This window comes from Mycobacterium intermedium (genome assembly GCF_002086275.1).
Lineage (GTDB): Bacteria > Actinomycetota > Actinomycetes > Mycobacteriales > Mycobacteriaceae > Mycobacterium > Mycobacterium intermedium.
On the sequence record NZ_MVHT01000031.1, the window covers coordinates 21,689 to 33,538 of the forward strand.

The window sequence follows — 11,850 nt, forward strand, 5'->3', positions numbered from 1 at the left end:
GGCCATGACCAATCGCAGTGACCGTGGAGCATTCCGGCTGAACCGAACGCGGGTCAGCAAGATCGATCCGATCTGGTACGCGCCAACGCTGTTCATCGTCATCACCGGTCTCGTAGCGCTGACCGCGGCGTCGTTCTCCGGCAAATTCGAGAGTTTCGTCCCACTCACGGTGGTCTCGGACCGCGCGGGACTGGTGATGGAAAACGGCGCCAAGGTCAAGCTGCGCGGTGTGCAGGTGGGACAGGTGGCGTCGATCGGCACGGACACGAAAACCGCTCAGCTGAAACTGAAGATCTACCCGGACGTATTCAAGTATCTGCCGAGCGACGTCGAGGCGGAGATCAAGTCGACGACCGCGTTCGGAGCCAAGTTCGTCGATCTCATCGTGCCCGAACACCATAGTTCGGTGGCTTTGAAGCCAGGCGCAGTCCTGCGCTCGCGCAATGTGACCGTCGAAGTCAACACCGTTTTCGAGAACCTGCAAGCGGTGGTCCAGGCCCTTGACCCGGCCAAGCTGAACGCGGTCCTGTCCGCTTTCGCGCAATCGGTCCGCGGCAAGGGCGATCGGATCGGACATGCCATCACCGATGCCAACAAGGTGCTGCTGGCGGTCAATCCCCGGCTGGGCACCGTGCACGAGGATTGGCGGCTGTTCCGCAAGACCATGGCCGTCTATTCCGCTGCGGCGCCGGACATCCTGTCGATCCTCAGTTCGTTCACGACCACCAGCGACACCATCACCGCGAACCAGCAGTCGTTGGATGCGCTGCTGTTGTCGACCATTGGCTTCAGCCAGACCGGTATCAACGTGATCGGCCGCAACGAATCGAACATCGTGAATGCCATCAACCTGCTCGATCCGACCACCAGACTGCTGGAGATGTATTCGCCCACCTATACGTGCCTGTTCCAGGGCGCGCAGTGGTATGTGGAGCACGGTGGCCGGGAAACATTGGGCGGCAACGGCTATTCGTTCATCATGGATGCCGGTCTGCTCTTCGGCGACGACCCGTACCGGTACCCGAAGCATCTGCCGAAGGTGAATGCGAAGGGCGGTCCCGGCGGAAAGCCCAGTTGCGGTTCGCTGCCCGACCCCAGCGCAAACTACCCGGTCAAGGCTCTGGTCACCGACACCGGTTGGGGCACCGAGCCAAATGAGATCCGCACCAACATGGCCGTCGGAAATCCCTGGTGGTCCAACTACTTCCCGACGACCAAGAACCCGCCCGAACCACCGCGCTACTTCTTCCGTGGGGGCACGCCGCCGCCATGAGTAAAGGAAGGCAGAGTCTTTGGAAGATCTGGGCGCGCGTCGGGTTGTTCACCGCGGTGTGCCTGGTGTTCACGTTCGCATTGATCACTGTGTTCGGACAGTTTCGCTTCGAGGATCGGGTCGGCTATCACGCGGTCTTCACCAATATTTCGGGGCTGAAGTCGGGCAACTTCGTGCGTATCGCCGGCGCGGAGGTCGGCAAGGTCGGCGACATCACCCTGCACCGCGATGGGACGGTGACCGTCGACTTCGCGGTGGACAAGAAGCTGCGACTCACCGAAGGCACCAGGGCCGTGGTGCGGTACGAAAACCTGATCGGCGACCGGTTTCTCGCTCTCGAACAGGGCGCCGGGTCGCCGCACCGACTGGCGCCGGGCGCCACGATTCCGCTGGCGCGGACGTCGCCGGCGCTGGACATCGACGCATTGATCGGCGGGTTCCGGCCGCTGTTCCGCGCGCTGGACCCAGACCAAGTCAACGCCCTCTCGGGGCAACTGCTGCGCGTCTTTCAGGGACAGGGCGGCACCCTGTCGTCGGTGCTGGCGCAGACCGCGTCACTGACCTCGACGCTGGCCGGCCGCAGCGAACTGATCGGCGAGCTCATCACCAACTTGAACACCGTGCTGCACACCTTCGCCACCCGCGACCGCGAATTCGCCGACGGCCTGGACAAATTGGTCGAGTTCGTGGACGGCCTGGCGGAGCGCAAGACCGACATCGCCAACGGGCTGGCATACATCAACGCCGCGACCGGCTCGATTACCGACCTACTCGTGCAGGCGCGCCAGCCGATCAAGGACCTGGTGCACGAGACCGACCGCGCGTCGGGTCAGATTCTCGCCGACGGCGAGTATGTCGACAACCTGCTCAGGTCGCTGCCCGACGTCTACCAAGTCCTGTCCAGACAAGGTCTGACGGGTGACTATTTCGGCTTCTACTTCTGCGAGGTCTTGCTCAAGGTCAACGGCAAAGGAGGTAATCCGATCTACGTGAAGCTGATTGGCCAGCCCTCCGGACGGTGCACGCCGCAATGAGCCGGTTCAAAGGCAAGCCGGGCAAGAACCGCAACCCGGTCGTGCTGGGAGCGATGGGTGCCGTGATCGTCACCTGCGTAGTCTTCATCGCCTTCCAGTACGACAAGTTGCCGTTCGTCAACAACTACGACAACTACGCGGCGTACTTCTCCGAAGCCGGTGGCATCAAGCCCAGGAACCAGGTCCGGGTGTCCGGCGTGGGTGTGGGGCGGGTGTCCGACGTTCGCTTGGAAGGCAACAAGGTTCGGGTCGGTTTCACCGTCCGAAAGAACGTCGAGTTGGGCGATCGCACCGAAGCGGCGATCAAGACCGAGACCATTCTCGGATCCAAGATGCTGGAGCTGACCTCGCGGGGCGGTGGCCGCTTACGCGGCCCGATCCCGCTGGAACGCACCACCTCGCCCTACGACCTGCCCGATGCGTTGGGAGACTTGACCACTCAGATCAGCGGCCTTGACACCATCCAATTGTCAAAGGCGCTGACGACATTGGGGGACACCCTCAAGGAGACGCCGCCGAACCTGCGGCCGGCGCTCGACGGGGTCGCCAGGTTCTCGGAGACCCTCAACAATCGCGACGCGCAACTGCGCAGCCTGCTGGCCAACGCCAACAATGTCAGCTCAGTGTTGGGCCGCCGCAGCCAACAGATCGCCGTTCTGGTCCAGAACTCCAACGCGCTGCTGGCAGCGTTGCTGCAAGAGCGCGATTCGATCGACGCCCTGATGAACAACATCACCGCGGTTTCACACCAGATTTCCGGGCTCGTCGATGACAACCGCACCCAACTCAAGCCGGCGCTCGACAAACTCAACGGCGTGCTCGAGGTCCTCGACAACCGCAAAGAGGAAATCCAAAGGACGCTGCCGAAGTTCAAGCGGTATGCCATGTCGTTCGGCGAGGTGCTGGGCTCCGGCCCGTTCTTCAAGGCTTATGTCGCGAACCTGATTCCCGGCCAGCTGAGCGGTCCGATCCTCGACTCGCGCATGTATGACCGGTATTTGGACCCCAACCAACACCTGCCGTCGGAGTCAGTCGACCCGCCGACCGGAAGTCCGCCCGTCCCACCGGAACTCGCCCCGGTGCCGATTTGGTCTCAGCCGCCCTCGCCGGAGCCCAGGCCGGGCCCGCCCCCGGACTACGTGCCGCCCGATCGGGGGGCGCCGTGAACATCAGCCGGAGCCTCATTCGCCGAGCCACGGCGGTCACCTTGATCGCGACTCTCGTCTTCGCTTCGTTTCTGGTTGGCAACAAGCTGTGGAAACACGTTGATACCAACACCTATTCGGCGTATTTCCAGAATGCCAACGGCTTGTTCGTCGGCGACGAGATTCGCATCCTCGGCGTCGCGGTCGGCACGGTGGACAAGATTGAGCCGCTGCCCACGAGCTCGAAAGTGACCTTCTCCGTCGACAAGCAGTACCCGATCCCGGCCGACGCCCGCGCCGCGATCCTGTCGCCGTCGTTGGTGACCGCGCGGGCGATTCAGCTCGTCCCCGCCTACTCCGGCGGCCCCACCTTGGCTGCCGGGACATCCATACCGCTGAGCCGCACCGCGGTGCCCGTCGAATGGGACGACTTCCGAAAGCAGTTGAAGGCGCTGACCGAGTCGCTGCAACCGGGTCCGGACGGCGTCAACTCGCTGGGCGAATTCATCAATGCCACCGCGGACAATGTGCGCGGTGAGGGAGAGACCGCGCACGACACCATAATCAAGCTCTCCGAGGCGATTTCAGCCCTCGGCGATCACGCCGACGACATCTTCAGCACGGTACGCAATCTGCAACTGCTGGTATCGGCCCTGCACTCCAGCAGCGATCTGCTGGCCTCGTTCAACCGCAACCTGGCAAGCGTGACGACGGTGCTGTCCAACAGCCCCAATGAGGTCGCCAACGCCCTGCAGGGCCTGGACGGGGCGTTGGCGGATGTGCGCGGTTTCCTCGCGGAGAACCGGGAATCGATCGGTGTCACGTTCGACCGGCTGAGTTCGATCACCACCGCGCTCAATGACAGCCGCGCCGATATCAAACAGATCCTGCATGTGGTCCCGACGGTGTTTCAGAACTTCGTCAACATCTACCAACCCGCGCAGGGCGCGATGAGCGGCATCATTGCGCTGAACAACTTCGCCGACATCCAGCAATGGATCTGCAGCTCAATCGAAGCGGCGTCCAGGCGGGGCTTGGACAGGGTGTCGAAGCTGTGCATGCAGTACGTCGAGCCGATCATCAAGAACCGCATCTACAACTTCTTGCCGTTCGGACTCAACCCGTTCGTCGGCCCGCAGGCCCGGCGCAACGAGATCACCTACAGCGAAGACAGACTTCGTCCCGACTACATGCCCCCTGAGCCGCCCGCACTGCCCGAGCCGCTGGCCGCGCCGCCCGAGGCGTTGCCCGCCGAGCAGACAGCCGCCACTTCACCCGCACCGGGCCCGGTCGTGGTGGACCCGAGCCTAGGTCTGCAGGGCCTGATGGTTCCGCAGGGGCCCCCATCATGAAGCGCGCCGTCGTCGTTGTACTCAGCGTTGCGTGCATCGCCGCGCTGCCCGGATGCGCTGGTTGGCACGGCCTGAACTCGTTGACCCTCCCGGGAACCGCGGGTGGGGGCCCGGGCTCGTACACCATCCAGGCGCAACTGCCAGATGTGGTGAACATCCAGGAAAACACCCGGGTTCGGGTCGCCGACGTCAACATCGGCAACGTCACCAAGATCGAGGTGCAGGACTGGCACGCGCTGGTCACCATGCGCATCAACGGCGATGTGCACCTGCCGGCGAACGCCACCGCCAAGATCGGCCAGACCAGCCTGCTGGGTTCGATGCACATCGAACTCGCGCCGCCCAAGGATGAGCCGCCGGTGGGCGAACTCAAAGACGGTTCGCTCATTCCGTTGTCGCACGCGAGCATGTACCCGACCACCGAGCAGACCCTGGCGTCCGTCTCGGTGCTGCTGAATGGCGGCGGGCTGGCTCAATTGCAGGAGATCACGCAGGCCGTCGCGAAGGCGTTCGCCGGCCGCGAAGACGACATGCGCAGCTTGTTGCACCAGATCGACGAGTTCATCGCCGGCACGAATGAGCAGACCGACGACATCATCGGCGCCGCCGAGAATCTCAATGCGCTGGCCGGCCAGTTCGCCGCCAAAGACGAGGCCGTCGACAAGGCGCTGACCAGCGTGCCCAAAGCGTTGGCGGTGCTGGCCAAGGAGCGCGAGCAGATTGCCGACGCTATCGATCAACTCGGCAAGTTCAGCGCGATCGCGGCGGACGTCCTGCATCAGAGCAAGGAGTCTCTGGTGAACAATCTGCGGCAATTCGCGCCGGTGCTGCGGCGGCTCGCGGACGCCGGTCCGGCGCTGACCAAGGGCCTGGACGGCTTGGCAACGTATCCCTGGCCGACGTCCACGGTGACCAACTGGTTCCGTGGCGACTACGCCAACCTGACGATGATCGTCGACCTGACGCTGAGCCGGATAGATACCGGAATATTCACCGGCACTCGCTGGGAAGGCAACATGACCCGCCTGGAACTGCAGTGGGGCCGCACGATCGGCATGCAGCCGAGCCCGGCCACCGCCGGTAACCCGCTGACCTTCCCTTACCACTTCGAGAGTTACTAAATGCTGCGCCTGAACCGCAAGACCTGGATCCAATTGGCAGTCCTGTCATTGGTGACGGTGTTGTCCTGTGGTGCAATGGTTTTCAACTACATGCGGCTGCCGGAGACGCTGTTCGGGGTCGGCGAGTACACCGTGACGGTCGACCTGAAGGAGTCGGCCGGGCTGTACCAGAACGCGGTCGTCACCTATCGCGGCACTGACGTGGGTCAGGTCAAGTCGGTCGATGTCACCGCGGACGGCGTGCAAGCGGTGCTCGCCATGCGATCCGGCGTGCAGGTGCCGTCCGACGTCAGGGCTTCGGTGCACAGCCGTTCGGCAGTGGGAGAGCAGTACATCGAGCTGACTCCGCTGCCCGGCAAGGATCTCGAGCATTCCCGCTTGCTACGTGCCGGAGACAAGATTCCCGCCGGCAATGTCGACGTGCCCATCGACATCGGACTGCTGCTCGACATGACCAACCGTGCGTTACAAGCCATTCCGCGGGAGAACCTGCGCACGGTGATGGACGAGTCCGATCGGGCGGTTGGCGGCCTTGGGCCCGAATTGTCCCGGATCGTCGACGGGTCGGCGGCGCTGGCGATCGCCGGCGGACGCAGCGTCGACTCGCTCGCCACCCTGATCGACCAGACCCCACCGGTTTTGAACTCTCAGGTGCAGACCTCGGAGGCGATTGCCACCTGGGCAGCGCAAACCGCCGCGATCACGGCCCAGTTCAAGGCGCAGGATGCCGCGCTGCGCGACCTGATGACGCAGGGCAGCGAGGGCCTGGAGGAAGGCCGCGCGCTGTTGGATCGGGTCGCGCCGGCATTGCCGGTGTTGATGGCCAACCTGGTCAGCCTCGGCGACATCGCCGTCGTCTACCGCCACGACATCGAGCAGATCCTGGTGCTGCTGCCGCAGGGCATCGCCGTCATGGCCGGCTCCCTGGTGCCGAACACCGGCACCAAGCAGGACTACCGGGGCTTTTATCTGGATTTCAATCTCAACATGAACCTGCCGCCACCGTGCACCACCGGCTTCCTGCCGCCGACGCAACGACGCGCGCCGTCCAACGTCGACGCGCCAGACCGGCCCGCCGCGGACTTGTACTGCCGGATACCGCAAGACTCGGAGCTCAACGTCCGTGGGGCACGCAACATTCCATGCGAGACCAAGCCGTGGAAGCGCGCACCCACTGTGGAGCTGTGCGAAAGCGACGAAGAGTACGTACCGCTCAACGACGGTTACAACTGGAAGGGCGACCCCAACGCCACCTACAGCGGCCAGGGCGTGCCGCAGTATCCGCCGGGACAGGATCCGCGCCTACCACCGCCGCGGGGCACCGCGCCGGCACCTCCGCCCGTAGCCCCGCCGGTAGCGATTGCCACCTACGACCCAGCCTCCGGTGAGTACATCGGACCCGACGGGCACCGTTACACCGAAACCGATTTGGCGCACCCGCGCGCCAAGAACTGGCAATCACTCTTAGTGCCAACACCGTGAGCCATTGCGGTGAGTAAGGAGCAACATGGCCGACGAACCTGACACCGTCGAAGTCGACGACGGCACCGAAGTCGAGGGCGTTGCCGAGGCCAAAGATGTCGTGGACGTCGAGGACGTCGAGGAAGCCGAAGAGGTGGATGAGGCCGACGAGGACGAAGGCACACCGACCGACCGGCCCGCTCGCCGTCGCTCAACCCCCGTCGTCTGGGCACTGGTCGCTTCCGGCGTCATCGTGGCATTGCTGATCGGATTGACCGGCTGGTACGGATACCGCGCTTACCATGAGCATGAGGCCAAGGCGCAGCGCGAGTTGTTCTTGGCCGCCGCACGCCAGGGAGCGGTGAACCTGACAACCATCGACTACACCGAAGTCGACACCGACGTCCAGCGGATTCTGGACTCGTCCACCGGAACGTTCCGCGACGACTTCGAGCGGCGGGCCGCTCCGTTCGTCGAACTCGTCAAGGCGGCGCAGTCGAAGTCGCAGGGCACGGTCACCGAGGCCGGATTGGAAGAGCAGCACGGTGATTCGGCTCAGGTGTTGGTGGCGGTCGCGGTGAAGTCGCGCACCGCCGCAGGCGAGGAGGCACCAAGGGAATGGCGGATGCGAATAGAGGTCAAGGCGGTCGGCGACGACGCCAAGATGTCGAACGTGGTGTTCGTGCCATGACGACCGTGAGCGAAAAAACCGACGGCGCGATCGCCGCTTCGAGCTACCCGGATCTGGAGCCGACAGCCGAAAGCGCATTGGCACTGGAAGATTCGGACGTTGCGGAGGCCGACGCCGAGGGAGCCGAGGAAGACTCCGATGAGGCGGTGGACGCCGAGTCCGAGATCGAGACCTCAAGGGACAAGACGCCAATCGCTTGGACACGGGTGCTCGCGTATGGGGTACTCCCCGGTCTGGCGTTGGTACTGGCTCTGACGGCGGGATACTTCCGATGGATAGCCGTATCGGAGGCCGATGCCGCTCAGGCGCGGAGCGAAACCGTGCGGATTGCCAGCGAAGACGCGGTGGCGTTGCTGTCCTATAAGGCCGATACGGCCGACAAGGAACTGGGCGCGGCGCGTGACCGACTGACCGGTGACTTCAAGGACGCTTACACGTCCCTTACCCGCCAAGTCGTCATTCCGGGCGCAAAGGAAAAGCAGATCTCGGCGGTCGCGAAAGTCAGCGCGGCGGCGTCGGTATCGGCCACCGAGAACCACGCGGTCGTCCTGTTGTTCGTCAATCAAACCGTGACGATGGGCGAGGGTGGCACTCCCACCGACACCCAGCCCGTCATTCGGGTGACGTTAGAGAAAGTCGATGGCCGATGGCTGGTTTCGCACTTCGACCCGGTATGACCCCCGGTATGAGCCGTAGTCTTGGCGGGCTGTCAGCGCTGCCGGCCGCCGTAATCCTCGCGGGGGTGTTGGCGGCCCCGGCCGCGCACGCCGACAACAAGCGGCTCAACGACAGCGTCGTCTCCGCCGTCTACACCATTCAGCACCAAGCCGGCTGCACCAACGATGTCATCCCGAACAACTCGCTCACGCTGGCCGCTCAGTGGCACGCCGACGACATGTTGAGCAACCGAAGCATCAACGACGACATCGGATCCGACGGATCGACGCCGCAGGACCGCGCCAATGCCGCCGGGTTTCGCGGCCGAGTAACCGAGACGGTGGCGACCAACCCGGCCTTGTCGATCAGCAGCCTCGAACTGGTGAAACAGTGGTACTACGACGACTATTCGATGTCCATCATCCGGGACTGCGCCAACACTGCCATCGGGGTGTGGTCGGTGAACAGCCTGGATCGCACCGTCGTGGTCGCCGTGTATGGACAGCCCGCAGCGCGCTGACAACGCCCGTCTGCTCGGCATCACCGGCAGGAGGAGCAGATGATCTGGGTCGACCAGATCTGTTGGTAGGCAATGGGATATCGGCGGAGAGCCTACCCCGCCGACTCTACCGATCTCTGCACGGCAAGCTGCTCAAGTTGCCCGACGCCACGCGAGTGTTTCCCGCACACGGTGCCGGGTCTGCCTGCGGCAAGAACCTGTCCAGCGAAACCTGCTCCACCATCGGCGAACAACGCCGAACCAATTACGCGGCCAGTATCACCGACGTGGACGAATTCGTCGCCTCGCTCACGTCGGACCAGGCGACGCAACCGCGCTACTTCGAATAACCTGTCCGGCGGTTTCGGCGCCTGGCGAGCAACCCTCGCGAGCAGACACAAAGTTGTACAAAACGGGCCGCTCTGATACCAGTTTGCGTCTGCTCGGCGTGATTAGTCGTAGGTGGGCCACCACATCGTGTCCTGGATGGCCTGTTTGACGTTGTCGTGCGTCCTCGTCGCCACTCCGTCGGCCACGGCGGCCGCACAGACGGCCTCGGCGACCGCAGCCGACGTGGACCGCAAGTCGCAAACATCGGGCAACAGCGAGTCGCCCGGATTTTTCGGGTTGGCCAGCAGCGCAATCGCTTTGGCGGCGGCGTGCAACATGTTCTGGGTCAGCAACCGAGCCCCGGAGATGATCACCCCGAGCCCGATGCCCGGGAACACCAGCACATTGTTGGCTTGGCCGATGGTGTAGGTGACCCCGTCGTATTCCACCGGCGCGGCCGGGCTGCCGGTGGTAATGAGGGCCTTGCCCTTCGACCATTGCACGATGTCGACCGGCATGGCCTCCATCCGTGAAGTCGGGTTGGACAGCGGGAAGATCATCGGCCGATCGCAGCAGGCCGTCATGGCCTCGACCACTTCTTGGGTGAAGGCGCCGGAAACCGCTGAGCTGCCGAGCAAGACGGTAGGGGAGGCCAACTTGATGGCCTCGAGTAATCCGACCCGTTCCCCGGGCTCGACGCCGAGTTGTTTGCGGTTCTTCGCGTAGGGCACCTGGAAGTCCCGCAGGTCCTCCATGTCGTCGAAGAGCAGGCCCTGCTTGTCGATGGCCCAGATCTGCGACTCGGCCTGCTCGACGGTGGCGCCGTCGGCGACGATGGCGTCCCTGATCTGATCGGCGACACCGATCCCGGCCGTGCCGGCGCCGAATACGATGATGCGCTGATCGCGGAAGCGGGTGCCGTTGGCTTCCGTCCCGCCATCGACGGCGGCCACGACCACCGCGCCGGTCCCTTGCACGTCGTCGTTGAACACGCAGTATTTCGAACCGTACTTCTGCAAGATCTTCCGCGCGTTCGCCGGGCCGAAATCTTCGAAATGCAGCAGCGCCCGAGGAAACATCTGGTGTGCGGTTTCGATGTAGTGGTCGATGAACTTGTCGTATTCCTCACCGCGCCGCCGACCATGGCGAACACCCAGATAGAAGGGATCCTGCAGCAGCTGTTCGTTGTCGGTGCCCACATCGAGTGACACCGCCAAGGTGCGGCGCGGGTCGATGCCGCCGCCGGCGGTGTACAATGCCAATTTGCCCACCGCGATCTGGATGCCACCCACGCCCCAGTCGCCGATACCCAGGATCGCCTCGGCGTCGGTGCACACGATCAGGTCGATGTCGTCGGGCCCTTGCCCCAGCGTTTCGAAGGCCGGGCCGACGTCCTCGGGTTGGTCGATGCTGAGGAAAAGCCCCCGTTGCCCCCGGTATTCGTCGGAGAACCGCTGGATGGCTTCCCCGACTGTGGGCGTGTACACCACCGGCATCAGCTCGGGCAGATGATCGGTCAGCATCTTGAAGTACAGCAGCTCGTGCCGGTAGTGCAACTGCTCGAGCAGCAAATTCCGTCCCAAATCCGTTGCCATGGTTTGCAATTGGCGCCACACCCGCTCGGCTTGTTGCTCGAGCGTGAGTACCGCCGATGGGAGCCGCCCAGTCAGGCCCAGCCGCCGCCGCTCTTCGTGGGTGAAGCCGACCCCGCGATTGAGGCTGGGGGTGGACAGCGCGGCGGGAAAACGTGGGACGTTGACATCGCCCATGACGACCTCCGGGGGTGACTTGCTCGCGTCAAGTCACCGTAACGTCAGTCGAGGCCGACGGGCCTTAAGTAAACGCGATGAATACCGCGATCAGACACTGAGCGCGGCGTCCGCAGCGTTCGGGGTCGAGTTCTGCATCGTGGCGGCGGGCGAGGCCTCCGCCGAATCGTTGGCGGCAGCCATCTCACAGACGCACGGCGCGGCACGCTTCCGCGACTCACGCCACAACTCAAAACCGCGTTTGCGCTTCATGTGCTGCGCGTAGACCCGGTCGCACTGCTGCTGCGAGAATGCCAGATCCAGCTTGACGGGCAATCCCGCCCAGTCAACCCGGTCGAATGGCGACGCCCCGTCGGTCGGGCCGTCATCTGTCGCGGCGGCGCGTAGCTTGCATTGCAACGGGCATTCCCGAGTCACGACTGCATTCCCTCCCGCTAGTGCTAACTCGACTCTGGGGTGAATGCTGCGACTGAGATGTTTCCAGCGCGGGATTCGGGATGTTTCCGCCGTATTAACTC

At 63.9% G+C, this 11,850-nt stretch carries 12 protein-coding genes; 10 read left to right on the forward strand and 2 right to left on the reverse strand.

Annotated features, from left to right (window positions below; translation table 11 throughout):
- The first annotated feature begins 4 nt into the window (after positions 1 to 4).
- The 10 genes from BST27_RS13040 (at position 5) to BST27_RS35055 (ending at position 9,583) form a co-directional block, all read left to right on the forward strand.
- Positions 5 to 1,273 carry an MCE family protein gene (locus BST27_RS13040; protein WP_069420777.1) on the forward strand — a complete coding sequence of 423 codons (1,269 nt, stop codon included), beginning with the start codon at positions 5 to 7 and terminating at the stop codon, positions 1,271 to 1,273.
- Complete coding sequence (locus BST27_RS13045) at positions 1,270 to 2,307, forward strand: MCE family protein (RefSeq protein ID WP_069420776.1); 1,038 nt, start codon at positions 1,270 to 1,272, stop codon at positions 2,305 to 2,307. Before BST27_RS13040 ends, BST27_RS13045 begins: the two co-directional genes overlap by 4 nt.
- On the forward strand, positions 2,304 to 3,473 hold the full coding sequence (locus BST27_RS13050) for an MCE family protein (RefSeq protein ID WP_139805136.1): 1,170 nt from the start codon (positions 2,304 to 2,306) through the stop codon (positions 3,471 to 3,473). The genes BST27_RS13045 and BST27_RS13050 overlap by 4 nt, the downstream gene beginning before the upstream one ends.
- Complete coding sequence (locus BST27_RS13055; RefSeq protein ID WP_069420775.1) at positions 3,470 to 4,804, forward strand: virulence factor Mce family protein; 1,335 nt, start codon at positions 3,470 to 3,472, stop codon at positions 4,802 to 4,804. The genes BST27_RS13050 and BST27_RS13055 overlap by 4 nt, the downstream gene beginning before the upstream one ends.
- Positions 4,801 to 5,925 (forward strand): virulence factor Mce family protein, encoded by a 1,125-nt coding sequence (locus BST27_RS13060; protein WP_069420774.1) that lies wholly within the window; start codon positions 4,801 to 4,803, stop codon positions 5,923 to 5,925. Before BST27_RS13055 ends, BST27_RS13060 begins: the two co-directional genes overlap by 4 nt.
- On the forward strand, positions 5,926 to 7,407 hold the full coding sequence (locus tag BST27_RS13065; protein WP_069420773.1) for an MCE family protein: 1,482 nt from the start codon (positions 5,926 to 5,928) through the stop codon (positions 7,405 to 7,407).
- A 25-nt stretch (positions 7,408 to 7,432) separates the two neighbouring features.
- Complete coding sequence (locus tag BST27_RS13070) at positions 7,433 to 8,077, forward strand: Mce protein (RefSeq protein ID WP_069420772.1); 645 nt, start codon at positions 7,433 to 7,435, stop codon at positions 8,075 to 8,077.
- A complete protein-coding gene (locus BST27_RS13075; RefSeq protein WP_372515499.1) occupies positions 8,074 to 8,754 on the forward strand; it encodes a hypothetical protein in 681 nt (226 codons plus the stop codon). The genes BST27_RS13070 and BST27_RS13075 overlap by 4 nt, the downstream gene beginning before the upstream one ends.
- Before the next feature lie 8 nt (positions 8,755 to 8,762).
- Entirely contained in the window at positions 8,763 to 9,254 is a 492-nt protein-coding gene (locus BST27_RS13080) for a CAP domain-containing protein (protein ID WP_069420771.1), read from the forward strand.
- Between the two features lie 137 nt (positions 9,255 to 9,391).
- Positions 9,392 to 9,583 (forward strand): hypothetical protein, encoded by a 192-nt coding sequence (locus BST27_RS35055; RefSeq protein ID WP_372515500.1) that lies wholly within the window; start codon positions 9,392 to 9,394, stop codon positions 9,581 to 9,583.
- 102 nt (positions 9,584 to 9,685) lie between these two features.
- Here BST27_RS35055 and BST27_RS13090 read toward each other — a convergent pair whose 3' ends face one another.
- Both BST27_RS13090 and BST27_RS13095 read right to left on the reverse strand, forming a co-directional pair.
- Positions 9,686 to 11,332 (reverse strand): NAD-dependent malic enzyme, encoded by a 1,647-nt coding sequence (locus tag BST27_RS13090; RefSeq protein WP_069420769.1) that lies wholly within the window; start codon positions 11,330 to 11,332, stop codon positions 9,686 to 9,688.
- Between the two features lie 90 nt (positions 11,333 to 11,422).
- Complete coding sequence (locus BST27_RS13095; RefSeq protein WP_232007368.1) at positions 11,423 to 11,749, reverse strand: hypothetical protein; 327 nt, start codon at positions 11,747 to 11,749, stop codon at positions 11,423 to 11,425.
- Positions 11,750 to 11,850: the final 101 nt, after the last annotated feature.

What these genes read in the sequence shown, in the direction of transcription:
- BST27_RS13050 (WP_139805136.1), top strand. Translation starts at nt 2,304, where the DNA reads ATGAGCCGGTTCAAAGGCAAGCCGGGCAAGAACCGCAACCCGGTCGTG.
- BST27_RS13080 (WP_069420771.1), top strand. Translation starts at nt 8,763, where the DNA reads ATGAGCCGTAGTCTTGGCGGGCTGTCAGCGCTGCCGGCCGCCGTAATC.
- BST27_RS13065 (WP_069420773.1), top strand. Translation starts at nt 5,926, where the DNA reads ATGCTGCGCCTGAACCGCAAGACCTGGATCCAATTGGCAGTCCTGTCA.
- BST27_RS13060 (WP_069420774.1), top strand. Translation starts at nt 4,801, where the DNA reads ATGAAGCGCGCCGTCGTCGTTGTACTCAGCGTTGCGTGCATCGCCGCG.
- BST27_RS13090 (WP_069420769.1), bottom strand. Translation starts at nt 11,332, where the DNA reads ATGGGCGATGTCAACGTCCCACGTTTTCCCGCCGCGCTGTCCACCCCC.
- BST27_RS13075 (WP_372515499.1), top strand. Translation starts at nt 8,074, where the DNA reads ATGACGACCGTGAGCGAAAAAACCGACGGCGCGATCGCCGCTTCGAGC.
- BST27_RS13070 (WP_069420772.1), top strand. Translation starts at nt 7,433, where the DNA reads ATGGCCGACGAACCTGACACCGTCGAAGTCGACGACGGCACCGAAGTC.
- BST27_RS13045 (WP_069420776.1), top strand. Translation starts at nt 1,270, where the DNA reads ATGAGTAAAGGAAGGCAGAGTCTTTGGAAGATCTGGGCGCGCGTCGGG.
- BST27_RS13040 (WP_069420777.1), top strand. Translation starts at nt 5, where the DNA reads ATGACCAATCGCAGTGACCGTGGAGCATTCCGGCTGAACCGAACGCGG.